Raw genomic sequence first — 25,564 nt, forward strand, 5'->3', positions numbered from 1 at the left:
TGAATAAAACATTAACATGATGACGCCTTGTGACCTTTTAGTGTAATTTTATCTCGCTAATATAGTTTAATGCTTGCGCAGTACCAGAGCTTCACCGTAACACGTGAAAATACCGCCTCACTGGTTACTGCCTGTAGCAGCACTAGGCCGGTAGCTGTGTTATCGCACATTGATGTAGAAAAAATAACTATTAAAAAAGGAATGTTCATGCCTGCGACAAAAAAAAGTAATCGCAAAGAGCAAATACTGCAAGCACTCGCACAAATGTTAGAAACCAGCCCAGGCCAGCGAATTACAACAGCCAAACTTGCCGCAGAAGTTGGCGTTTCTGAAGCGGCTCTTTATCGTCATTTTCCTAGCAAAGCGCGAATGTTTGAAGGGTTAATTGAATTTATTGAAGACACCCTGCTATCACGTATTAATCTTATTTTAGATAACGAAAAAGAAAGCAAAGCACGCGTATATAACACCCTATTACTGCTGCTAACATTTGCTGAGAAAAACCCTGGCATTACTCGTATATTAACAGGCGACGCCCTACAAGGTGAGCAGGAACGACTTCGCGAACGTGTACAAGGCTTATTTGAAAAGCTAGAAACCCAATTCAAACAAATTCTTAGAGAGCGTAAGCTACGTGAAGGTAAAAACTTCCAAAGCGATGAGTTAACCCTAGCTAACTTTCTGCTTGCCTACGTTGAAGGTAAAATGAATCAGTTTGTGCGCAGTAATTTTAGTGCTCGCCCAAGTGAACAATTTGAAAAACAATGGCCAGAATTACAAAAAATTTGGTTATAAGGTTTTAGGTAATATGATAATCTTGCTAGCAAGGTTATTAAATTAAACTCTTTAACCTTCGCCTATCACCAACTCCACATAAACTCTGTGTTCTTTTTATAAATTAGAATTAAAAATAAATTTGAACACAGAGCAGAAAGTAAAAAAATTAAAAACCACAATTAAACGTCCGCTTCCCTAACTTTTTACGGATACATAGCACCTCGCATCCCGTAGCCCGAAAGTTTTACCTTTTACCATTCATTTTTAACCTCTCATCTCTGCCCTGCTACCACTTATCGTATCTACTCGAATTGTTATTAAAACTCGTTACAATAAAATAATGTTAAAAAACGAGAATCTATAATGAAAACACAACTCACTCTTATAGGCAGCGCACTTATTGCGAGCTTAACGAGCGCCAGTGCCTTAGCAAATAAGCCACTAGAATTTAAAGATGTATTTGATTTTAAATCTGCAAAAGGCACGCAGCTCTCTGAAAATGGTCAAATTCTCTCTTTAAGTGCAACCCCTTATCGCGGTAATGCCACAGGGCAAGTCTACTCGCTAAATAATAACAAGCTTATTGCTGAAGTAGAGCGAGGCACTCGCCCTACAATTAACAAAATGGCGAACTGGGTTGCATTCACTCAAGTGCCTACCCTACTTGAAAAAGAAACCACAAAGAAAAAAAGTGACTTAAAAAACAATTTAGTATTAGTGAATACCCAAACTGGTGAGCAACAACGTTTTAATGACGTAAAAGACTACGTACTTGCTAATAACGGGAAGTGGCTTGCCTATCGCAAAAATGAAAGCACCGACGCGGATGATAAAACCTCCGATAACGATAGCGCTATCACTGCTGACAAAAAAGATAAAAGCTACCCGCTGGTTATCATCAACTTAAATGATAAGCGCACCCATACTCTTGAAAGTGCCTTCACCTATGATATTAGCGCCACCAGCGATCAGCTATTAGTGAGCCAAAGCTATGTGGATGGTAACAATAATCAAATTACTTTGTTTTCACTCGATGACTTCACCAGCACGGTATTAATTGATGAGCCGGGTGTGGTTGCCAGCAAAATAGCTTGGCATCCAATCAATAAGAGTGTTGCATTTACCTTAGGTAACTATGTGAACGATGATAAGCGCCGCCGCCAGTACGAATTAACGCTTTGGCAAAACGAGACGCTTACCACTGTGCAGTCACCTAACCCAGAATGGTTAATGGGTAAAACCGCGACATTAACGTGGGCCGAAGATGGTACACGCTTGTACTTTGAAAACCGCCCAAAACTTGCTGAAAAAGTTAAACAAAAGGAATATACCGATGAGTCGTCACTGTATGACTTTGAGGTTATTCGCGACCAAAAAGGGTTAAATGTATGGCACAACAACGATGCGCAAATTAAACCTCGCGAAGAGCAGCAATGGAATGAAAATAATAAAAATCGACATTACACGGCGGTATACCATGTAAACTCGCAACAAGTTGTGCAGTTAAGCACACCAAATATGCCTGAGGTCGCACTTAATACTGAACGCCCGGATTCATTATTAGGTTACTCAAATTTAGCTCATCTTGAAAAAGTAATGTATGGCGGTTTTTTTGCTGACTACTTTGCTGTTGATATAAAAACGGGTAAACAAACCCCTATTATTAACGACTACCCATTTAGACCAAGCCTTGCGCCTAATGGTCAGTTTGCTGCTTACTTTGATAATAACCAAGTACAGCTTAAAAACTTAAGCAATAACAAAGTGAGCGTACTCAGCAAAGCAGTTAACGCCACCTTTGCCAATGACAAACACGATTACCCATCTAAGCAGCCTGGCTATGGCTTTGCTGGCTGGCTTAACGATAGCAGCGAAATACTGGTTTATAGCAAATACGATATTTGGTCGTTTAATGTAAATACCAAGCAAGCCAAACGCTTAACTAATGGTAAACAAAGTAATACTCAGTACAGAGTGATCACACTTGATAAAAGCCAAGTGGGCTTTAACAGTAAGGATACACTGCTGCTCTCTGCAATTAACTTACAAAGTAAGCAAAGAGAAGTTGCTAAACTTAATTTAACAACGCTTAACGTTACTAAAGTACTCACAGGCAATAAACGCTTTGATGTAATTAAAAAAGCCAAAAATGCCGATAAATACTTATTTACTGAGCAAACCTATCAGCAATTCCCTGATATTTACCAAACTGACTTTAGCTTTAATAAGCCACAAAAGGTCACGAACTTAAATCCACAAGTTAATAACTTCGCTTGGGGCCAAGAACCTGAGCTTATCAGCTATAAAGGCTTTGATGGGGAAGATTTACAAGGGGTATTAATCAAACCTGCGGGCTACAAAAAAGGCGATAAAGTACCGGTTGTGGTGTACTTTTACCGCTATATGAGCCAGCGTATGTACGACTTCCCTAAAATGGAATTAAATCATCGCCCTAACTTCCCAATGTTTACATCAAATGGCTACGCCATCTTTTTACCTGATATTCGCTTTGAAATAGGTCACCCAGGTAAGTCGTCAACGCAAACCATGATCAACGCCACCCAAAAGCTGATTGATTTAGGCATTGCCGATCCTAATAAAATAGGGTTACAAGGCCACTCATGGGCGGGTTATCAAAGCGCGTTTATGATCACCGAAACTGATATGTTTAAAGCTGTGGTATCGGGTGCGCCAGTGTCTAACATGACCAGCGCTTACAGTGGCATTCGCTTAAAATCAGGGCTTGCTCGCCAATTTCAGTATGAAACAGGGCAAAGCCGTATTGGTAAAAGCTTATTTGAAGCCCCAGAGCTTTATATTGAAAACTCGCCAGTCTTTTTTGCCGATAAAGTAAATACCCCTATTCTGATTATGTTTGGCGACAAAGATGATGCTGTGCCATGGCATGAAGGCGTACAATATTATTTAGCGCTGCGCCGTGCGGGTAAAGATGCCACATTTTTACAATATGAAGGTGAACCGCATCACTTAAAGCAATTCCCTAATCAGGTAGATTTCTCCGTACGCATGATGCAGTACTTTGATCATTACTTAAAAGGCAAGCCAGCCGCTAAGTGGATGAACGAAGGTGAAGCGTTTGTAGAAGAGTAACTATTCTAATAATTAAACCGGCGCTATTTGGCGTCGGTTTAACATTTAAAACCAGCAATTAAGGACTATATGAAATTTTAAATAAATACTAAATCACTATTAAAACTGACTTTTATGCTTAGTTCGCGTATTCTAACGCCCTGATTTACATAACCTCTATCCTCTATAACGAAATGAGCAATACCACTCCCCCATTTTCGATTTCAGCCAGTATGACTCACAGCATTGCAAATATTAGTGAAGCTTTAGGTAAAATCAGTGTCTTATATTCACCAGCAACCCTTGAGCACTATAAGCAACAAAAACTCACCTCTGTACAAATGAAAAACCCTGAGTTTCAATTCACAGCATCTGACTTATCAAACCCAGACAACTTGTTATGCTTACATCGCAGCTTAATGAAAGATCAAAGTGAAAAGTCAGGCAGTTATAGGCAGCAAAGTCTAGCATTAAAAAGTGGTGCACAAATGGCACCACAGGCAATACGAGTGCCACAAATGGTAGAGGAGTTATTTGCGTGGTTTAATACAACCGCGCATCACCCCTTAATCAGTAGCGCAGTATGTCATTATGAATTACAGTTTATTCAACCTTTTGCACAGGGTAATACTGAATTAGCGTGTGTGTGGCAAACTAAGCAATTATCGCAGTGGCATACGCTATTTTCATTGCTAAACATTCATAACCTAATCGCGACAACACGCCAACAATACGTTGAAAGCATTAACCTAAGTACCAAAATCGGTGACTCATCCGTGTTTATTGAGTACATGTTAGAGACATTACTTTCAGCATTAAACGTTTTAAAAAGTGATTTAAAATCAATAACAAAGAACCAAACCCCACAACCCCCCCTCAAGTTGAAGAGACTTTAGATATAAATCTGCAAGCCCCCCAAGTCATCGCTTTAATCAATGTATTTAATCAAATCGAAAGGCCGTTAAACCGACAAGAGCTACAAAATCAGCTAGGATTAAAAGATCGAAAACATTTTAGAAAGCGCTACTTAAAGCCTGCGATTGAGGCAGGCATAATCGAAATGACCATTCCCGAAAAACCGAATAGCAAAATGCAGCAATATAGACTTAAAAATTAGAAATAAAAATGCCACTTCAGAGCTAAAATGGCAAGTTTAATAAGCTGTGGTGAGCTATTTTTTACACGTATTGCCCAGCGGCGAATCCACAACTCCATGCGTATTGAAAATTATAACCTCCAAGCCAACCCGTTACATCGGTTACTTCGCCAATAAAATATAAACCATTAGCTTTTTTAGCCTCAAATGTTTTTGAGCTTAGCTCGTCGGTATCTACACCACCTAAAGTCACCTCTGCGGTTCTGTAACCCTCTGTACCATTTGGCTTAATTTGCCACGCATGAATATAATCCGCGAGTGCATCTATTTGGCTATGCGTCAGTTGATTAATATTGCAATCGGGAATGGCTTTACTGTCATGAAGTATTTCAACAAAGCGCTTAGGTAAGATAGTCGCGAGACTATTTTTTAACGATTTTTGCGCTTGCGTTTCTCGCCAGTCAGCTAACTGTTGCTTTAAATCGAGTTCAGGTAGTAAATTGATCGTTACCGCCTGACCTGCTCGCCAAAATGAGCTTATTTGTAATATGGCAGGCCCGGATAAGCCGCGATGAGTAAATAAAATATTCTCTTTAAATACAGTGCCATCTTCGCTTGTAACTTCACAAGAAATACTAATACCCGAAAGCCCTTCAAAACGGTCTTTATCGTGTTGATGTAAGGTAAAGGGAACTAAAGCAGCCATCGTCGGCAATACCTTTAAACCAAATTGGTCTGCAATTTTATAACCTATTGGCGTAGCACCAAGCTTAGGCATAGTTAAACCACCAGATGCAACGACTAACGACTCACAAGTAAGTGTTTCTTGCTCAGTTGTGACACTGTAACCCATTGCTGTTTTAGCAACATTTAACACTTCGTTACGTAGTTTAATAGTAACACCCGCCCACTCACACTCGGTAAGTAAAATATCAACAATGTCCTGTGCGCTATTGTCACAGAATAATTGCCCCAATGTTTTATGGTGATACGCCAAACCATGTCGGTCTACAAGCTCTACAAAGTCATGCTGCGTATAACGACTTAAGCACGATTTTACAAAATGAGGATTTGCGCATAAATAGTTATTAGGGCTCGCATTTTCGTTAGTAAAGTTACAACGCCCGCCGCCACTAATTAAAATTTTACGTCCTGGCTTTTTACCCATATCAAGCACTGTAACGCTTCGGCCGCGATACCCTGCTTGCGCTGCACACATTAAACCTGCTGCACCTGCACCGATCACAATTATATCAACGTGAGTCATTTAGTTATCTCTTAAAAACTTTGGTGGATTATAACAAAGTTTCGATAATAACCAGATAGTTGTTATATTGTTTTTAATTTATCAACAAAGGCCAATTAATGATAAAAAACACCGAAAAAATCTAATACATTAGGATCGCAACAAATAAAAAATTAAATACAAAACAATTGAAAGCTCACTGAATACGCGGTTATAACTAAATGAAATAGGTACATGCGTATTTAATATTTCAAAATAGTTAACAGATCATTTACCTTTGTACCCGCTTTGTGGATATCCACAAATAATAATAACACTAAGGGTAATTATGACTTCTAATAATTCATTTAAAAAATGCGCTGTTGCGCTAACAATAAGTACACTATTTGCTGCCAGCTCAAGTATGGCAAATCCAGCACAAGCAATCGCGCCTTCAATGGCTGAAACCTCAGCTAAAATGCAAAATCAAGGTGGGTTTGAAACTCAGTTCATTATCAAATATAAAAATAATAGCGATATGATGAGCACATCAACAGCTGACGCATCGCCTGCAATGATGAACAAAAAAGCGCAAAGCTTTGTAAAAAACTTCACCTCAAAAAAAGGTAAAGTTAAAGCTAAATATATCCGCGCAATGGCATTAAACAACCATCACGTAATGCGTGCTGACAAAAAACTCAATGCTGAAGAAGCACAACAGTTTATGCAAGAAATGGTTAATTCAGGCAATGTTGAATACATTGAAGTCGATCAAATGTTAAAGCCATTTGCAACACCAAACGATCCTCGTTATGGCGATCAATGGCATTACTATGAGCAAGCCGGTGGTCTAAATCTACCAACAGCTTGGGATACTGCCACAGGTAGCGGCGTGGTTGTAGCTGTTCTTGATACTGGTTATCGTCCGCACGCTGATTTAAACGCTAATATTCTACCTGGTTACGATATGATCTCTAATCTATCAGTGGCTAATGATGGCAATGGCCGTGATAACGATGCTCGCGATCCGGGGGATGCAGTTGCAGCCGGTGAGTGTGGTAATAATGGTGCACAAGGTTCTAGCTGGCACGGTACTCACGTGGCAGGTACTGTCGCTGCGGTAACCAATAACGGTGAAGGCGTTGCTGGTGTTGCTTACGACGCAAAGGTAGTGCCTGTACGTGTATTAGGTAAATGTGGCGGTTTAACTTCTGATATCGCTGATGGCATTATTTGGGCCTCTGGCGGTAATGTATCGGGTACGTCGGCAAATGCTAACCCTGCTGATGTTATAAACATGAGTTTAGGTGGTGCAGGCGCATGTAGCTCAACAACTCAAAATGCGATTAACACAGCACGTAGCAACGGTACTGTTGTTGTTATTGCTGCAGGTAACGATAACGATAATTCTGCAAACTACAATCCAGGTAACTGTAATGGTGTTGTTAATGTTGCATCAGTTGGTCGTAACGGTGGCCGCGCATATTACTCAAACTACGGTAGTAATATAGATGTGGCAGCACCGGGTGGCGCACAAAGCTTTGCAAATGATTCTGAGGGTGTTTTATCTACTTACAACTCAGGTTCAACAACACCATCAAGCGACAGCTATGGCTTTTCGCAGGGTACTTCAATGGCTGCACCTCATGTTGCGGGTGTTGCAGCATTGATCAAGCAAGCTAAACCAAATGCGACCCCTGATGAAATTGAAAATATCTTGAAAACAACGACTCGCTCTTTCTCTGCAACATGTACTAGCTGTGGCACAGGTATTGTGGATGCTGCAGCCGCTGTTGCCGCTGCATCTGGTGGCACGCCACCGCCAACAACCGGTGATAATGAGCTTGTTGATGGACAAGTGAAAACGGGATTAAGTGGTGCAGCAAGTGCACAAGACTTTTACACAATGACAGTCCCAAGCGGTGCCACTAATGTTACTTTCACTATGAGCGGTGGTACAGGGGATGCTGACTTGTATGTACGTGCTGGCAGCAAACCAACCACCACTACATATGACTGTCGTCCTTATAAAGGTGGTAACAGTGAAGAGTGCTCTATCGATAACCCAACGGCAGGTACTTACCATGTAATGTTACGTGGTTACTCAGCATACACTGGTGTGAGCTTAGTTGGTAACATCACAGGTGGTTCAACCGGTGGTGGTTCAGGTACACCTCAAGCTGGTGGCGGTACAGTAAGTGATGTTTCTGCAACAGCAGGTCAATGGAAACATTACACGCTAGATGTGCCAGCTGGCATGGCTAACTTTACTGTAACAACATCAGGCGGCACCGGTGATGCAGATTTATTTGTAAAGTTTGGCAGCCAACCAACTAGCTCTAGCTATGATTGTCGCCCATATAAAAATGGTAACGCTGAAACTTGTACGTTTAGTAATCCTCAAGAAGGCACATGGCACTTAAGTGTTAATGCGTATCAAACCTTCTCTGGTTTAACGCTAAGCGGTCAATACCAGCCATAATCCATTCTCTCCTTAGATAAAAAAGCCGATACATATGTATCGGCTTTTTATTCAATAATTAAAACAACTTAGTTATAGCTTAGCTAAAACAGCTTCAGCACTGCTTATTACAAATTCTTTGTCTTGTTCTACAAATAATTGGTTAACAACACCATTGTCAACAACCATAGCGTAACGTTTCGAGCGCAAACCACCAAAGCCTGCGGTATCTTTTTCAAGCCCTAAGGCACAAGTAAAACTAGCATCACCGTCTGCAAGCATGTCTATATGCTCTGCGTTTTGTGACTCACCCCATGCTTTCATCACAAATGCATCATTAACTGATACACAATAGATAGCGTTAATACCTTTAGCCTTAATTTTATCAGCTAGCGCGATATAACCAGGCAAATGAGCATTCGAACAAGTGGGTGTAAAAGCACCCGGCACCGCAAATAGCACAACTTTTTTATCTGCAAATAATTCATTATTAGTGAGTGTTTGCATACCTTCATCAGTAAGCTGAGATAAATTTACTGCAGGTATTGTCTGACCTTGCTCTATCATATTAATTCCTTAGGGTAATTACGTAGTCTTTTAGCATACAGATTAATGTTTAATTCGTCTTCGATTAATCGCTGTTGTTACCTAAACCTAAACCTTCTTTAATAGATATCATTTGCAACTCTAACTGCGAGCCTATATCAGCAACTAATTCACTCGACTCACTTACTTGGCTTTTCATATCATGCATTGATAGAGTAAAACCATGAAGCAACTCACTTTGTTGTTTAGCCAATTCCATTGCATCTACCGCAACTTTATTAGCCTGCTGCGCATTATCTGCAACTCCTTCAGAGTTTGCTTTAAGCTCTTGAGCATTTGCTGTTTGTAACTGTGCATCCTCAGTTAATGCATTGATTTGTTTATAGACTTCTTGAGAGTTTTCACTTAATAACGCCAATTGATCATTAATCTCTTTTAACGAACCTTGAGTTTGCATAGCTAATTGCCTTACCTCATCAGCAACCACGGCAAAACCCCGACCTTGCTCACCGGCTCTTGCTGATTCAATCGCAGCATTGAGCGCGAGTAAGTTTGTTTGCTCAGCGATGGTACGTATAACGGTAATAATATTACTTACTCCTTGCACCCCGCTCAATAACTCCTGAACACTATGCATTCCCTGCTCAATACGCTGCTGTGTATCTGAACTGGCATTAAGCATATTTTTAGCAAAACCAACACTTTGCTGCATTGCTTCATAGGTACTTTGAGCATTTTCAGCTGCAACAGCATTAATATGATTTACCTGCTCGCCAAGTTGCTGAATATTAAGAAGCAGCTCTTCATTGTGATTTACCTGCTGATAACTCGCATTACTTTTTTGGCCAATCGTGTGTAAATGCTCACTCATTTGCTGCATGAACTGGCTGACTACATTGAGCATATTTGCCTTCTCTTGAGCTTCTAGGCGCTGGCGCTCAATTAACTGGTTAAAATACTGCGCTATTTCACCCACCTCTGTTTGAGGGTTGTTTACTGTAATTTTTTTTAACTCATTGCTTTCGATTAAGAATGCAAATCCATCTCGCAGCTGTCGCAAAGGCTGTAAAACCTGTTTACGTTGCCCCCAATAAACACCAAAAGCTAATATTACTAATCCACCTATCGCTATTCCAAATACCCAAAAAACTTGTTGTTTCACGGTATCTTGCTGCGCTTTTAATGTTTGCTCTGCTTCAATCACTGTTTTTGATAGTAAGCTAATTTGTTTTCGTAATTCATTTGTTCCTAAACGACGCTGTTTTGCTTGCGATAAAGTACTACTTAAATCGCGCAGATAGCGTTTAGGCCAACTCACCAACTCTGCTTTTATTTCAGCTGCCAAATCTTCCGGTCCCTCATCTACAAATAAAGCAAATTCATCAACCTCAGTCATTACCGCTAAGTTAGGTAACTGTTCAATTTCGACAGCCAATAAATTTAGGTTTTTAATACTTTGATGCAGACTTTTCTCTACCTCCGCTTGGTAATCATTTATTAATTGATAGGTCGATAAAGATAAATTAACCACTTCACTGTAATAATCACTCGCTAATTTATTATAGCTAAGGGCGTTGCTGGTTTGCGTTGATGCTTTTTGCGCATAATTAATAAGTGAAGAGGCTGAGCCCGCCATTTGTCTCAGTGCGTTATCTAACAGCGCCGTTTCATTACCAGAGAGTTTTCCAAGTGCTCTGTATTTACCATTAATATCTGTATTTAATGAAATTAATTGTGCTGATAGACGAGCTTCTAACTCAGGAGGCAGTGCTGTTAACTGTTGCGCTTTAAGCTGCTCAATCAAAGTTGATGATTTTATTAAATATTGGCTATTACCTTGTACTAAGTAACTCTCCAAATGATCGGCCAGCTCAACCATTATGCTATTTTTTAATTGGCTATATGCGCTATCTTGTTGTTGGAGTTTTAGTAATGTATGGCTTGCCCACAATAAAGTCGCAGCTAGAAGGATACTTGCTAACGTTAGTAAAATGGCTAATAAACGGGTAAAAAATGATACACGCATAAACATATCTCAAAACTGACATGCGCATAGGGTATTGAGTTTTTATGACATTTTTATGTAATAAGAGTAATAAGAATAAATATTTAGAGGAGGCAGAGATAGTTAAACAGGATGTGAAATGACAGTGTATCCAAACAAATAAAAAACCGCGTTTAAACGCGGTTTTTTATTAAACGTTTATTTAAAGACCTGCACGGTCTTTAATAATAGGGATTAAAGCAGAACCAGCATGATTTGCCTCAGCCCAGGCAATATCGGCACCATCTTCAAGTGAGCTTTTTGATAAGTTTTTAACAATGTACTCACCCGCATCAACTGCATTACTTGCAACAGCGTGACGTAGCAAGTTGTTACCGTTACAGAAAACTGCATCGTAAATATTACGAATCTTAACACGTGAGCTTTTTAATTTACTACGTAGACGGTTTTTATCATCAGCAGCAATGTACTCACAAACTGAAACAGCTAACTGATCATCAGCGCTTGCGGGCGCAGTATAAGCGAACGAACCCACTGCGATAGCAGCAATTACAACTAGCTTCGGTAATTTAATCATTGATTGGACACCCTATATTAATACTTTTTTCGTACTCGACTGTTTAATATTGTACCAACACGCTCAGATTTTGGCAATAATGTTAAGGAATTTTATTCAAAGTTACGAACTTATAACTATGTTTGTTTTTATCATCAGGCGTCATCAACATTTCATCTTCAATTTGCCAGTTTGCAACACTTTGGTAATCAGGAAATTGTGTATCCCCCTCAACATCTAGGTCAATAAAGGTTAAATACAAGCGCTGCGCCTGCTCTAAGAACTGCTGATAGATGTTTCCGCCCCCAATAACCATCACCTCTGCAACATCATTAACAAGCTCAAGTGCAGCTTCTGGTGTGGTTACAGTTTCAATTCCTGATGCGTGATAGTCTTTATTGCGAGTAATAATAATATTACGACGCCCAGGCAGAGGCCGACCTATCGATTCAAATGTTTTACGCCCCATAATAACGGGCTTACCAGAGGTTACTTTCTTAAAGTGCTGAAGGTCGCCAGGTAAGTGCCATGGCATTTTATTATCTAAGCCAATGACACGGTTGTTTGCCATTGCTGCAATCATTGAAATTATCACACTAAACACCCAATACTTTATTATTAATCAAAGAAAAAGGAGCATTAGCTCCTTTTAAATATACACAATTATAATTAACGCTCGTAGACAACTTCTACGTCGTAATCATCTTCATCCCAATCATCCCAGTCATCATCATCGCCTTTAGTGGCTTTTTGATGGTAGGTATCCCACTTAAATTCAACCTCTTCGTCCGCAACTTCAACAAACTTTTCTTTAGGCATGTTATCAAGTAGCGTCATGATGTCGTGAATTAATGGCTGCGTATTTAATTTATTAATTGCGGCAATACTATAAATATTTTCAGATTCACCTAACTCTTCTGCAATTTGCTCACACAGGGCCTTGGCTTCATCTTCAGGCAATAAGTCAATTTTATTAAATACTAACCAGCGTGGCTTTTCAGCAAGCTTAGGACTGTACTGATGCAACTCGTTGATGATTGCAAAAGCATTATCAACAGGGTTAGAACCATCAACTGGCATAACATCAATAATGTGCAATAACACACGACAGCGCTCTAAATGCTTTAAGAATCGGATACCCAAGCCCGCACCATCCGACGCACCTTCAATCAAGCCAGGAATATCAGCAATGACAAATGATTTATTTGCTTCAGGACGAACAACGCCTAAATTAGGGATAAGCGTAGTAAATGGATAATCTGCTACTTTAGGTTTTGCAGCGGATACACTGCGAATAAAGGTCGATTTACCTGCATTTGGTAAACCCAGTAAACCTACATCAGCTAATAGCATTAGCTCTAATTTAAGGTTACGTACTTCACCTGGTGTGCCGAGTGTTTTTTGACGTGGAGCACGGTTAGTACTTGATTTAAAACGCGCATTCCCCAAGCCATGGAAACCGCCTTTTGCAACCACAATTCGTTGACCATCTTGGGTTAAATCCCCTAATGATTCTTGAGTATCAACATCTAGGATACGTGTACCTACCGGCACTTTTACAATCAGATCTTCACCTTTTTTACCAGTACAATTACGGCTTTGACCGTTAGTACCACGTTCTGCTCTGTGAAAACGCTCAAATTGATAGTCAATAAGGGTATTTAAGTTTTCATCAGCTTGTAGATAAACACTACCACCGTCTCCACCGTCACCGCCATCAGGTCCACCATCTGGAACATATTTCTCACGACGAAAAGACACGATGCCGCTGCCACCGTCACCAGCTTCTGCGCGAATTTCTACTTCATCTACAAACTTCATGATTACTCACTTTAGGGATTGGCTTGTTAATAACTCTATTATATACCCAAGCCGTGCTGATTGCAGGCTGGGCTTGGGTATATATTTTGCTTAAAACAAAAAACCCCGCAAAGGCGGGGTTTTTTAACTACCTTGCTGATTACTCAGCTACGATAGTTACGTATTTACGGTTTAAAGGACCTTTTTGTTCAAACTGAACTTTACCATCTGCTTTTGCGAAGATAGTGTGGTCTTTACCGATACCTACGTTTGCGCCAGGGTGGAAACGAGTTCCACGTTGACGAACAATGATGCTACCCGCTAGAACTGATTCGCCACCAAAACGCTTAACACCTAGGCGTTTGCTTTCTGAATCGCGACCGTTACGAGTACTACCAGCTGCTTTTTTATGTGCCATTTCTAAGTACCTCTAATTAAGCGCTAATGCCAGTGATTTTAACTTCTGTGAACCATTGACGATGGCCCATTTGCTTACGAGAATGCTTACGGCGTCTAAATTTAACAACCTTAATCTTCTCACCGCGACCGTGTGAAACAACCTCAGCTGTTACTTTACCACCGTTTACGAACGGTACACCAATCTCGATCTTCTCACCATCAGCAACTAAAAGTACTGAATCAAATTCAACTGCTGCACCAGTTTCAACGTCTAATTTCTCAAGACGAATTGTTTGACCTTCAGTCACACGGTGCTGTTTACCACCACTTTGGAAAACCGCGTACATAATTAACTCCGTCTGTGCGCCCTCAAATCGACGCAACTAAAATATTCTTCAATAGGGCGCGAAGTTTACGCTAATGCGAAAAAACTAGCAAGCCTCTTTTTGTAATTAAATGAATAAAAAGTAGCTGCATTGAGAGCAATTCAATATTTCCCCTATTTTATATTAAAATCCCCCTTTGCCAAGCGCTTTTTAACGGTTAGAGAAAATAAATTAGCAATAGCAAAGCAAGCCCATGTAGTTCAATTAACCGCCAAGGGTGATTCAAATTTAAACCACGCTGTTTAATCATTTATTCACCAAGTTAATAGGTCATTTAACCTACTTAAGGGTGTTTTTTTAAGGAATCATCACAAAATATCGAGCTAATGCGTTTTTTGTTGTACAATCTGCGCCGTTCACACATTAAAATTGGCTCGGAGATCAATGGATATAAAAGCTATCCAGGCGTTAATCGAAAGCGATATGAATGACGTCAATCAACTAATACATGCGCAAATGCGCTCAGATGTGGCGTTAGTTAATCAACTTGGTTTGTATATTGTTAACAGCGGTGGCAAACGTGTTCGCCCCATGTTAGCTATTTTGGCGGCTAAAGCGCTAGGTTACCAAGGCAAAGATCACATTACGCTAGCAACTATTATTGAATTTATTCATACCGCCACTCTTTTACACGATGATGTGGTAGATGAATCTAACTTGCGCCGTGGCACACCCACAGCAAATGCTGAATTTGGTAATGCCGCCAGTGTTCTCGTGGGTGACTTTATTTACACTCGCTCGTTTCAGCTAATGGTCGGCCTTGGCAAGATGCAGATAATGCAAATACTGGCTGATGCAACCAACATTATTGCTGAAGGCGAAGTACTGCAATTAATGAACTGCAATGACCCAGATACTACTGAAGCCAGTTATATGCAGGTTATTTATTCTAAAACCGCTAAGTTATTTGAAGCTGCAACCGGACTAGCTGCCATTATTACTGAGCAAGATGATAGTGTATTAGACGCACTTAATTTGTACGGTATGCATTTAGGCACCGCTTTTCAGTTAGTGGATGATGTTTTAGATTACAACGCCGATGCCGACCAACTGGGTAAAAACATTGGTGATGACTTAGCTGAAGGCAAACCTACACTACCATTAATTTATGCCATGCAACACGGTAGCGAGCATCAAACACAGTTAATAAGAGATGCCATAGAGCACTGTAATGGTATGGCGCATCTAGATGAGATACTCGCTGCACTTAAACATACCAATGCCCTTGAGTTCACAATGCAAAAAGCAGAGCAAGAAGCAGAAAAAGCGATTGCTTGTTTAGATTGCTTAGCTGAGTCGAGTTACAAGCAAGCATTAATTAGCTTAGCTAGAATAGCGGTTGACCGCGACCACTAAGTTTTACTGTGTAGATAATTCCGAGCAATAAAAAAGCCTGCAAATGCAGGCTTTTTTATGGGTTAATTTTGGCTATTACGCCATAAAATCAACACCTTCTTTAATGTCTTTTTTCAGCGTTTCAAGCATGTCATTCTTTGCTTGCTCTTCAAATGCGCTTAGTGTGCCGTAAGAAAGAATTTCTTCTACGCCATTTTTACCTAAACGTACTGGGTGTGCAAAGTACTCTGCATCGCCATTTTCAACAGCAACGTATGCGTAATCTACAACGTCTTCACCTTGTAAGCCTTTAACTAAAGACATACAAAAACGTGCAGCAGCAGCACCCATAGATAATGTTGCAGAACCACCGCCCGCTTTAGCATTAACTACTTCAGTACCTGCGTTTTGGATACGTGGAGTCAGTGCAGCCACTTCTTCATCAGTGAAAGTAACACCTTCAACTTGAGAAAGTAATGGTAGAATTGTTGTGCCTGAGTGACCACCGATTACTGGAACTTTAACACTTGCTACGTCTACGCCTTTAAGTTCAGCAATGAACGCTTCAGAACGGATCACATCGAGTGTTGTAATACCGAATACACGCTTAGCGTCATAAGTACCTGCTTTTTTAAATACTTCAGCAACAATTGGTACAGTGCCGTTAACTGGGTTAGTAATAATACCCACAAGCGCTCTAGGACAGTTAGCAACAATGCCTTCTGCTAATGTTTTGATGATACCAGCGTTAACATTAAATAAATCAGCACGATCCATACCTGGCTTACGTGGCATACCCGCTGGGATAAGAACGATATCACAACCTGTTAATGCTTTATCTAAATCGTCTGCACCAAAACCTGCAACTTTAACATCCGTTGGGATGTGAGAAAGGTCAACAGCAACACCAGGAACTACTGGCGCAACATCATATAGTGATAATTCAGAGCCAGCTGGTAAACCTGTTTTTAATAATAAAGACAACGCTTGACCGATACCGCCTGCAGCACCTAATACAGCAACTTTCATTGGAATTCTCCGTGATTTGAGGTAGGAAATATTTGTGGTTCATAAGATAAAGAAATTAACGACTAAAAACAAATTTATCCTGCTTATTTTAGCTATATTTTCGACCATAGTTGTAAACTTTGCTGTTTAAACGCAGCAAAATGGCAACTTAAGCAAACAACTGCTGCATAATTATGCATTTTTGTGTAGAATTTGCAGTATCTATTACATAACTAATTAGACACTATGCAACCACAAGACAAACAAGAAGCATTGGTTAAAGCCTTTAAAGCACTTTTAAAAGAAGAAAACTTTGGCTCACAAGGCGAAATAGTTGATGCGTTAAAAGAACAAGGCTTTGATAATATTAGCCAAAGTAAAGTGTCGCGAATGTTAAGTAAGTTTGGCGCGGTACGCACCCGTAATGCAAAACAAGAAATGGTGTACTGTTTACCCGCCGAAATGGGAGTACCAACCGCTAAGAGCCCGTTGCGCCAACTCGTTATTGATATTATGCATAACGAAATGATGATTATTATTCGCACCAGCCCAGGGGCTGCTCAACTCATTGCGCGTTTACTTGATTCATTAGGCAAAGCAGACGGCGTACTAGGCACTATTGCCGGCGATGATACTATTTTTATCGCACCAGCTAAAATCTCAGAAATAGACCTCACACTAGAGCGTGTGCGTATTTTATTTGATACGGTTTAACCACTAACGCTTTGATTGGAACGGCTATGATCACTACGTAGCCGTTTTACAATTGTTATAACTGCTTTAAAAATCGCACTGAAGGGGCAAAAAATGCAGAGCCCATATCCGCCTGAGTAAAATCAAGCCAGTGGTCATAATCTTCCCCCTGCCCTAGTCGGCTAGTTAGCACTTTTTCGAATGCATCCCCTTTAGCAGAGCACGTGATCACTAACATACCTTGCTCATATACATCGCCATAAGGCATGCTTTGGTTGAGTAACAGTGCCTGACCTTGTTCATCTTTTAATTCACTGCGGGTTGCATGGCTACTTTCAAGTGCGGGACTGAGCAAGGTATTATCAAGGCGTGTGCGACCCATTATTTGCTCTTGTTCATGTAATGACAAATGCTGCCACAAGCTCAAGTCGTGCTTATAACGCTGCACATGAATGTAACTACCTTGATCTTCAAAACTATCAGGCTTATTAACTAACGCCGTTACACGTTTTTGACGGCCATGGGGAGTATCGCCTGCATAAATAAAGCCATTAAAGTCTCGGCCATCTAAAAAGCGAAAATTACGAATTTGCTCAACTAGCTCAACATCTGGGGTGAATAGCTTGAGTATTTGTAGTGCAAACAAATGGTTTACATCTTCTCTGTCTGAGCGGATTTGCACAAACAAATCACATGGCCTTGCACTCATAACAAAGTCGCTATGGGTAATATTAGGAAAGCTTTGCAGCTCGCTTGGCATGAAGTCAGGTAAAATATGCGGCCAATATTGGGCGCCAATTGCCACCATGCAAGAAAGCATAGATTCAGAGAACTGATCACTAAACTCATCTTCAATATCGCTCACTTGTTTAAGCTTAGCGCGAAGTGATTCGTCGTGACCATCAAGTACATTAAAAAATAAGTGCAAACCGTGTAAGTTTGCTTCAGCACAAATCCCTGATTGCGCTTGCGCCATTGTTATTCCTTACTTTTTAGAGCAAAACACAGTGATTAATTACGATTCAAAAAAATTCACCGTGTGCGGTTTTATTTTTATTATAACCTGTTCATTAATTTCAAATGACTGGCCATACTGAGCTGCAACTTCTATTTCTTGTTCAGCAATAACCACAGTGTATACATAAGCAGAGCCAATAAAGCGACTACTTAGTATAGTTACGCACTCACACTCCAGCTCGTTATCATTATTACTGGCAAGTTCAAGTTGATGTGGGCGCACATAAATAACACCCTTTTTAGCCACTGCGCATTGCTGTGGCAGTATTGATTTAACCACACCAAACTGTGTTTTATATTCAGTGGCTGTTAATACAGTTGCGCTTAAGTATATGCCCTGACCCAGAAATTCTGCAACCTCCTTTGAGCTTGGTTTGGCAAAAAGCTGCTCTGGCGTGCCTTGCTGCGCAATTTTACCTTGATGCATAACCGCAAGCGTATCTGAAAATGCAAACGCCTCTTCTTTTGAGTGAGTAACAAACACTGCCGACACTTGCTGAGCTTTAATAATACGCCTAATATCGGCGATTAATTCAAATCGGACTTGGGTATCAATATTAGAAAACGGCTCATCTAACAAGAGTAAACTGGGTTTATAAGCTAATGCACGCGCAATCGCTACCCGTTGCTGTTGACCACCAGAGAGTTGATGTGGGTACCTATCGGCGCAGCCAACCAAATGCACAAGCTTTAACATTTCATCCACGCGAGCTTGTTTATCCGTTTTGCTCATACCGCTTAGACCAAAGCCAATATTATTCGCTACCGTTAAATGTGGGAATAGTGCGTAGTCTTGAAACATCATACCAATATTACGATGCTCTGGTGACACAAACGTATTGGCATCACTAACTAACTTACCATCAATAAATACCTGTCCTTGCTTGGCTTCAATTAATCCTGCAATGGCTTTAAGTGTGGTGGTTTTGCCGCAGCCACTGGCACCGAGTAAACACACTATTTCGTCTTTACCTAAGGTTAAGTCTAAATCATCTACAACCTTAGTCCCGTTATATGCATAGCTCACGCCTTGTAAAATCAAACTACTCATTTAACTACGTTGCTCCATTGAACGGTTAATAAAATATAACGGAATAAAGCCCACCACCACTATAAATAAAGCTGATATAGAGGCCAGCTCTAATTGTTCGTCGCTGACATATTGAAACACGTGCGTTGCTAAGCTTTCAAAGTCAAAAGGCCTTAGCAATAAGGCTGCGGGCAGCTCTTTCATACACTCAATAAAGACCAATAAACCAGCGGTTAATAAGCCTCGGCGTAATAAAGGCAAATGCACTAAGCGTAATGTGCGGCCTTGGCTTTTCCCCATTGACTGACTTGCCATATCAAGCGAGGGACTAATACGTGAAAAACTTGATTCTATGGCACCATGAGCCACGGCGTAAAACCGCACTATATAAGCAAAAATAATAGTGAGTAAGCTGCCAGTCAGTAATAGACCAATATCTAAATCATAAGGAGTCAGAATGCGGTTAATGGTATTTTCTAATAATGTGAGTGGCAACAATACCGCAATCGCTAATACTGTACCTGGTAACGCATACCCCGTACTTGCTAAACGCCCAGGTATAAGTGGGTTTGCTTGTTTTGCAATGCGCTGATAAAACACCACTAAAACACTCAGTGTTATCGTCACTGCACTAACCACTGCAGCCACTTTTAAACTTTGCCATGCATAGCTAAAAAATTCACTATTCCACGCTTGGTCAAAATACATCACTGCATATTTAAGTAATACAAACATAGGAATAATAAATGAGATTATTAAAATAAAGCTACAAAATCCCGTTGCTAACCATGCAGACTTACCTTTTAGGATATAAAGCGCCTCGCTGTTCACGCTCGATTGACGTTCAAATACAGCTTGGTTACGACGGCTAAAACGCTCGGTGATCAATGCTAAGAACAGCAGTAACAACATCACCCCTGAAATTTTTGCTGCTGCAGTTAATGAATAATAACCAAACCAGGTATCGTATACTGCGGTGGTTAGTGTACTGACTGCAAAGTAGCTAACGGTAGCAAAATCAGCCATGGTTTCCATACTGATCAAAGCCAGCGCAGCAACAATAGCACCACGAGAAAGCACCAAGCTTACTTTAAAAAAGCTTTTCCATGCACTTAATCCCATTAACTGGCTTGCTTGGACTAACTTAAAGGATTGTTCACGTAGTGCAGTTTTAAAAATTAAATATAAATACGGATAGAGTACCAGCGCAATCATGATGATAGCCCCTGGCAGAGTGCGTATATCAAAAAACCAGTAATCACTAGGTGACTGCCAACCAAACCACTCTCTAAGTGTTATTTGTACCGGCCCCGCGTAGTCGAGTAAATCGGTATATACATAAGCAATAATATAGGTAGGCATTGCAAGCGGCAACATCAATGCCCATTCAAACTGTTGTTTGCCAGGAAAACGGCAATAAGCGGTGAGCCAACCCAGTGGTAACGCAATAAGACAGCTAAGTAACCCTACACCTAAAACCAGTAATACGGTATTACTTATATAGTCCCACAGCACGGTATTCCACAGGTGAGTAAATACCTCTGAGTCGCCTTGTAAAGATTCTACTAGTAGAAAAAACGACGGGGTCGACAGTAACAAACCCGTCGACCACGCAATAAGCTGCCACTTCGACAGCTGAAATTTATAAGTCATTAAAGATCGAACTTCACCTCATCAATTAGCTTAAGGGCTAACGGACGATATTTGCTAATTTCATCAAGCGGTAAGCTGTCTTCCTTAAAGCTTCCCCACGATGCAACCAAACTTGAAAGCTTAACACCTGGCTTAACCGGATACTCCATATTGAGCGAGGCATACATATTTTGCGCCTTATTGTCGGTCATATACTCTATGAGTTTCAAGGCATTTTCAGGGTTTTTAGCATACTTAGTAATTACCGCACCCGATACGTTAATATGCGAACCACGGTTAGTTTGGTTTGGAAAATTAATATTAACCGCATCTGCCCATGGTTTTTGCGCTTCATCTTGCAACATTTTACCTAAGTAGTAACTGTTACCTAAGGCTAAATTACATAAACCTTCTTTAACGGCTTTAACTTGCGCACGGTCATTTCCCTGCGGCTTACGCGCTAAATTCGCTTTTACACCCTCTAGCCATGTTTTAGTCTGCGCTTCACCATGATGAGCAATCATAGAAGCCACTAACCCTAAGTTGTACGGGTGCTTACCAGAGCGAGTACAGATTTGACCTTTATATTCAGGTTTAGCTAAATCTTCATAACTCAGCTCAGGCAATGGACCTAAGCGCTCTTTTGAAGAGTAAACGTTACGTACTCGCTTAGTGAGTGCCACCCACTGGCCATCGCCATCACGAAATGCAGCCGGCACATTATTATTAACGTTTTCACTCTCAATAGTTTGCGTTAGCTTTAGCTCTTCTAACTGAATTAACGCACTAAAATTAGAGGTTAATACTAAATCTGCTTTGCTATGCTTACCTTCACGCTTAACACGTTCTATTAAGCCTTTTTTAGCAAACACCACATTGGTTTTAATGCCTGTTTGCTGTGTAAAATCATCTAAAATAGGTTTAATTAAAAAAGGTTGTCTAAATGAGTAAATATTCACAACATCTGTTGCAACAGCAGGTGCTGAGATAATTAACCCAACAACAAGCGCGAGTGTTTTTTTCATATTTTCTTACCTGATTAATAATTATTATCATTAATTTTACCGCGATGAACCAAAAAGTGCACACTTTATATAATCACTTCGTGATAAATACGCCCAAAAAAGAAAACCCTTGTAAGATATCTCTTACGCTTATGGCAGCTAATGAGTAAAAACACCCTGCATAACACCCCAAAAACACAGTAAACCATTGTATTTTATGAAATTTAAAAATATTTCATTTGTAAGAATATAAACCATAAGCGGTTTTATCCTACATTTACTACAAATCACTCTCTATAATTAACCCATAAATAAGCAACGACGCTTACCGAGTAAATGGAAACGGATTAACTACTCGAGTACCAAGGTTTGGTTTTTAGGGATAACAGGGATTTAAGGACAGGCTCAGGATGAGTATCGCAATGGATTGTTGCATAAGGGATAGCATCAGGATGATGCGTAATGGATAACAACACCGGAATAGTTGTTTATAAAGGATAGGGAATAAAAGGACAGGCCTTTAAGGCAACACAATGGAATGATAACAATGGAAATGCACTCGGATGTGCAATAAGGATTGGTAATAGATTTTACCTTACAGGATGTTTCAGGGATTTAGGGAGACAGGCTCGGATAGCCTATATTACATAGAACTAGAAAGTAATATTGTAATAACACGGAACGTAAAAATTGGAGTTGATTAGGTTCAATTGCAGGATGCAACAAAGTTAGAAGATTCCGCAAGCGCGACTAGAGATGGTTCGCGCTTTTCTTTTGCCTGAAAATCAGCGGTCAGCCAGAATTATATATATTCAAACTATGAACAAGCATTAAATCCAGCTTTTTCGTATTAATACCCTGCACTTTATTCCGGCCTGCCTTTGTTACGCTTACCGAGTAAATAGGCGTCGCGAAACTTAATAAAATGCTGCTCTAATTTAGTACTTGCATCAACCTCATTCGCTAATGCTAATACCATAATAGCCACCTCTGCCGTACCTAACTGGTGAGCATGGGGTGCTACACGTAATCGGTAATCTGAGAGCTTTTGTGCGGTAATAGAAAGCACGGGCAAATTATCTAAATAAGGACTTTTGCGGATCATTTTTTTAGCTTCACGCCATGTACCATCTAAAAATATAAACAATGGCTGTTTACCTGCAAGCGTTTCAACCTGCGTTACTACCCTGTCAGTTTCAACATCTTCTGCCGGAAAAATCACAAAAGGCTGATACTTATCATTATTCAACAAGGCTAACAATGCCGGATCTGGGGAGGTTCTATCCCAGCGAAACGCATAATTATCAGGAACTATTTCCGCAATTAAACGCCCAGTGTTAGACGGTTTAAAACTTTCATTGTGATACATCAATAAACATACAGCAGCATCGCAGCTTGCGTACTCAGCGCCCTCACAAATACAGTAATGCTTGGCAATTAAGCATTGTTCACAGCGATCCATTTTTCCACCACGGGCATTAAACTCACGTCGAGATTCACTTATTTGCTGGGCACGTAATGCTAAAACTGAATTTTTTAAACTCTGGGTCACTGTGGTTAATTACCTATAAACTGATGGCTGCGCATTGTAGCTAAAATAAAAGGAAATAGATATCTGCGGGCAGCGGGCAGCGGGCAGCGGGCAGCGGGCAGCGGGCAGCGGGCAGCGGGCAGCGGGCAGCGGGCAGCGGGCAGATAGTAAAATAAAACACTGGGCTCTTTGCAAACACAATTTTTATATTGTTAACGGGAGTTTTCCTCGCGCAGGTTTAATTTTGAGGTTTTAAGCCCGTTGCCCGGCACTCGCAGCTCGGCATGCTTTAGTCTTTTTTTTGCAGCATAGAGACGCTGCGCTAAACAGAGCAATCTTTTGCTAAACGCTGAGGCTATAAAAACAAAAAACCCAAGCCGAGGCTTGGGTTTTTTATCGCGATTAACTAAAAGAAATTACTTCTTCTTTTTAACTGCTTTTTTGTTTGGTAAATCAGTGATTGAACCTTCAAAAATTTCAGCAGCAAGGCCGATTGATTCGTTCAATGTTGGGTGAGCATGAATTGTAAGCGCTAGGTCTTCACCATCTGCACCCATTTCAATACCTAGACCGATTTCACCCAGCATTTCGCCTGCGTTAATACCAATCATAGCACCACCGATAATACGGCCGCTTTCTTTATCAAAAATAAGCTTAGTAGAACCTTCAGTACGTGAAGAAGCAATAGCTCGACCCGATGCAGCCCAAGGGAATACAGCTGTTTCGATGCTTAAACCTTGCTCTTTCGCTTCTTTTTCAGTTACACCTGCCCAAGCAATTTCTGGGTCAGTGTAAGCGACCGAAGGAATACACTTAGGATCAAAGTAATGTTTTTTACCAGAGATAACTTCAGCAGCAACATGGCCTTCATGAACCGCTTTATGCGCAAGCATAGGCTGGCCAATTAAGTCACCAATTGCATAGATATGATCTACGTTTGTTTTAAGTTGCTTATCAACGTTGATAAAGCCACGCTCATCAACATTTACACCCGCTTTGTCAGCGTCTAATAAGTTACCATTTGGTGTACGACCTACAGCAACAAGTACTTTGTCGTAACGTACTGGTTCTGCTGGCGCATTTTTGCCTTCAAACGTAACATATAAACCGTCGTCTTTTGCCTCAACGCCAGTTACTTTAGTTGAAAGCATCACGTTAAATTTATCTTTAACATGCTTTTGGTAAACTTTCATGATGTCTTTATCAGCAGCAGGAACAAGTTGGTCTGCAAATTCTACAACATCAATTGCAGAACCTAGTGCGCGGTAAACCGTACCCATTTCTAGACCGATAATACCACCACCTAAAACGAGTAGCTTTTCAGGAACATCTTTAAGCTCTAACGCGCCCGTTGAATCAATAACGCGATCATCTTCTGGGATGAAAGGTAAGTTTACAGGTTTAGAACCCGCAGCAATAATTGCGTTATCAAAGGTAATGGTTGTTTTACCGTCAGCGCCTTCAACATCTAAAGTGTTGCTACCAGTAAATTTACCGTAACCAGATACCACTTTTACTTTGCGCATTTTAGCCATGCCGTCTAAGCCACTAGTAAGTTGGCCAACAACAGACTCTTTCCAAGAACGAACTTCATCTAAGTCAATTTTTGGTGCGCCAAAAGTAACGCCGTGAGATGACATTTCTGCAGCATCATCAATCACTTTAGCTACGTGTAAAAGTGCTTTAGAAGGAATACAACCAACATTAAGACATACACCGCCTAATGTCTCGCGAGATTCTACTAGTGTAACTTCTAAGCCCAAGTCAGCAGCGCGAAAAGCCGCAGAGTAACCACCAGGACCACCGCCTAGTACAACAACTTGAGTTTTTAATTCGTTGCTCATGCTATTACCTTTATTGTTTGAACGGGACACAGCCCCAAAATTTAACTGCCATGTTTCTGCAAGGCAGAAAAGGGCATTTGTGCAAATATTGTATCATTGCAAATGATAAAAATCCCAGCTAAAAACAAC

22 protein-coding genes are annotated in these 25,564 nt (G+C 40.5%); 7 read left to right on the forward strand and 15 right to left on the reverse strand.

Annotated elements, in window-relative coordinates:
• The first annotated feature begins 207 nt into the window (after positions 1 to 207).
• From slmA to AC27JR_RS04290, 4 genes are all read left to right on the forward strand, one after another.
• Positions 208 to 795: a nucleoid occlusion factor SlmA gene (gene slmA / locus AC27JR_RS04275; RefSeq protein ID WP_008113236.1), complete on the forward strand. Its 588-nt coding sequence runs from the start codon at positions 208 to 210 to the stop codon at positions 793 to 795.
• Positions 796 to 1,140: 345 nt separating this feature from the next.
• Positions 1,141 to 3,888 (forward strand): S9 family peptidase, encoded by a 2,748-nt coding sequence (locus AC27JR_RS04280; protein ID WP_487172880.1) that lies wholly within the window; start codon positions 1,141 to 1,143, stop codon positions 3,886 to 3,888.
• Between the two features lie 212 nt (positions 3,889 to 4,100).
• Complete coding sequence (locus AC27JR_RS04285; protein WP_487172881.1) at positions 4,101 to 4,763, forward strand: Fic family protein; 663 nt, start codon at positions 4,101 to 4,103, stop codon at positions 4,761 to 4,763.
• 53 nt (positions 4,764 to 4,816) lie between these two features.
• On the forward strand, positions 4,817 to 4,984 hold the full coding sequence (locus AC27JR_RS04290) for a Fic family protein (protein WP_487172956.1): 168 nt from the start codon (positions 4,817 to 4,819) through the stop codon (positions 4,982 to 4,984).
• Positions 4,985 to 5,045: 61 nt separating this feature from the next.
• Here the strand turns inward: AC27JR_RS04290 and AC27JR_RS04295 are convergent, their stop codons facing one another.
• A complete protein-coding gene (locus AC27JR_RS04295; protein WP_487172882.1) occupies positions 5,046 to 6,230 on the reverse strand; it encodes a BaiN/RdsA family NAD(P)/FAD-dependent oxidoreductase in 1,185 nt (394 codons plus the stop codon).
• Positions 6,231 to 6,537: 307 nt separating this feature from the next.
• On the opposite strand from AC27JR_RS04295, the gene AC27JR_RS04300 reads away from it, so the two are divergent.
• Positions 6,538 to 8,670 (forward strand): S8 family peptidase, encoded by a 2,133-nt coding sequence (locus AC27JR_RS04300; protein WP_487172883.1) that lies wholly within the window; start codon positions 6,538 to 6,540, stop codon positions 8,668 to 8,670.
• Between the two features lie 72 nt (positions 8,671 to 8,742).
• On the opposite strand, the gene AC27JR_RS04305 is transcribed toward AC27JR_RS04300, so the two are convergent.
• The 7 genes from AC27JR_RS04305 to rplU all read right to left on the reverse strand — a co-directional run bounded on the left by AC27JR_RS04305 (position 8,743) and on the right by rplU (position 14,302).
• Entirely contained in the window at positions 8,743 to 9,216 is a 474-nt protein-coding gene (locus AC27JR_RS04305; protein WP_487172884.1) for a redoxin family protein, read from the reverse strand.
• 64 nt (positions 9,217 to 9,280) lie between these two features.
• A complete protein-coding gene (locus AC27JR_RS04310; protein ID WP_487172885.1) occupies positions 9,281 to 11,221 on the reverse strand; it encodes a methyl-accepting chemotaxis protein in 1,941 nt (646 codons plus the stop codon).
• A gap of 181 nt (positions 11,222 to 11,402) precedes the next feature.
• Positions 11,403 to 11,777 carry a DUF3718 domain-containing protein gene (locus AC27JR_RS04315; protein ID WP_008114968.1) on the reverse strand — a complete coding sequence of 125 codons (375 nt, stop codon included), beginning with the start codon at positions 11,775 to 11,777 and terminating at the stop codon, positions 11,403 to 11,405.
• An 82-nt stretch (positions 11,778 to 11,859) separates the two neighbouring features.
• Positions 11,860 to 12,351: a type 3 dihydrofolate reductase gene (gene folA, locus AC27JR_RS04320; protein ID WP_487172886.1), complete on the reverse strand. Its 492-nt coding sequence runs from the start codon at positions 12,349 to 12,351 to the stop codon at positions 11,860 to 11,862.
• 74 nt (positions 12,352 to 12,425) lie between these two features.
• Positions 12,426 to 13,577, reverse strand: a complete 1,152-nt coding sequence (gene cgtA / locus AC27JR_RS04325; protein ID WP_008114965.1) for an Obg family GTPase CgtA — start codon at positions 13,575 to 13,577, stop codon at positions 12,426 to 12,428.
• Positions 13,578 to 13,716: 139 nt separating this feature from the next.
• Positions 13,717 to 13,974 (reverse strand): 50S ribosomal protein L27, encoded by a 258-nt coding sequence (gene rpmA, locus AC27JR_RS04330; RefSeq protein WP_008114963.1) that lies wholly within the window; start codon positions 13,972 to 13,974, stop codon positions 13,717 to 13,719.
• Between the two features lie 16 nt (positions 13,975 to 13,990).
• A complete protein-coding gene (gene rplU, locus AC27JR_RS04335) occupies positions 13,991 to 14,302 on the reverse strand; it encodes a 50S ribosomal protein L21 (RefSeq protein WP_004587921.1) in 312 nt (103 codons plus the stop codon).
• A 423-nt stretch (positions 14,303 to 14,725) separates the two neighbouring features.
• On the opposite strand from rplU, the gene ispB reads away from it, so the two are divergent.
• Positions 14,726 to 15,697: an octaprenyl diphosphate synthase gene (gene ispB, locus AC27JR_RS04340; RefSeq protein ID WP_076920079.1), complete on the forward strand. Its 972-nt coding sequence runs from the start codon at positions 14,726 to 14,728 to the stop codon at positions 15,695 to 15,697.
• Between the two features lie 75 nt (positions 15,698 to 15,772).
• On the opposite strand, the gene mdh is transcribed toward ispB, so the two are convergent.
• Positions 15,773 to 16,705, reverse strand: coding sequence for a malate dehydrogenase (gene mdh, locus AC27JR_RS04345; RefSeq protein WP_487172887.1), 933 nt, complete (start codon positions 16,703 to 16,705; stop codon positions 15,773 to 15,775).
• Between the two features lie 225 nt (positions 16,706 to 16,930).
• On the opposite strand from mdh, the gene argR reads away from it, so the two are divergent.
• Positions 16,931 to 17,398: a transcriptional regulator ArgR gene (gene argR, locus AC27JR_RS04350; RefSeq protein WP_008466460.1), complete on the forward strand. Its 468-nt coding sequence runs from the start codon at positions 16,931 to 16,933 to the stop codon at positions 17,396 to 17,398.
• Positions 17,399 to 17,453: 55 nt separating this feature from the next.
• On the opposite strand, the gene AC27JR_RS04355 is transcribed toward argR, so the two are convergent.
• The 6 genes from AC27JR_RS04355 to lpdA form a co-directional block, all read right to left on the reverse strand.
• Positions 17,454 to 18,353, reverse strand: a complete 900-nt coding sequence (locus AC27JR_RS04355) for a Dyp-type peroxidase (protein ID WP_076920080.1) — start codon at positions 18,351 to 18,353, stop codon at positions 17,454 to 17,456.
• A 39-nt stretch (positions 18,354 to 18,392) separates the two neighbouring features.
• Complete coding sequence (locus tag AC27JR_RS04360; RefSeq protein WP_487172888.1) at positions 18,393 to 19,445, reverse strand: ABC transporter ATP-binding protein; 1,053 nt, start codon at positions 19,443 to 19,445, stop codon at positions 18,393 to 18,395.
• Complete coding sequence (locus AC27JR_RS04365) at positions 19,446 to 21,077, reverse strand: ABC transporter permease (RefSeq protein WP_487172889.1); 1,632 nt, start codon at positions 21,075 to 21,077, stop codon at positions 19,446 to 19,448.
• Positions 21,077 to 22,081, reverse strand: a complete 1,005-nt coding sequence (locus AC27JR_RS04370) for a Fe(3+) ABC transporter substrate-binding protein (protein ID WP_008466451.1) — start codon at positions 22,079 to 22,081, stop codon at positions 21,077 to 21,079. Before AC27JR_RS04370 ends, AC27JR_RS04365 begins: the two co-directional genes overlap by 1 nt.
• Positions 22,082 to 22,925: 844 nt before the next feature.
• A complete protein-coding gene (locus AC27JR_RS04375; protein ID WP_487172890.1) occupies positions 22,926 to 23,612 on the reverse strand; it encodes a tRNA-uridine aminocarboxypropyltransferase in 687 nt (228 codons plus the stop codon).
• A 395-nt stretch (positions 23,613 to 24,007) separates the two neighbouring features.
• A complete protein-coding gene (lpdA, locus tag AC27JR_RS04380) occupies positions 24,008 to 25,435 on the reverse strand; it encodes a dihydrolipoyl dehydrogenase (RefSeq protein WP_131691702.1) in 1,428 nt (475 codons plus the stop codon).
• Positions 25,436 to 25,564: the final 129 nt, after the last annotated feature.

The sequence above is a fragment of the Pseudoalteromonas sp. NH0006-26 genome (assembly GCF_057552415.1).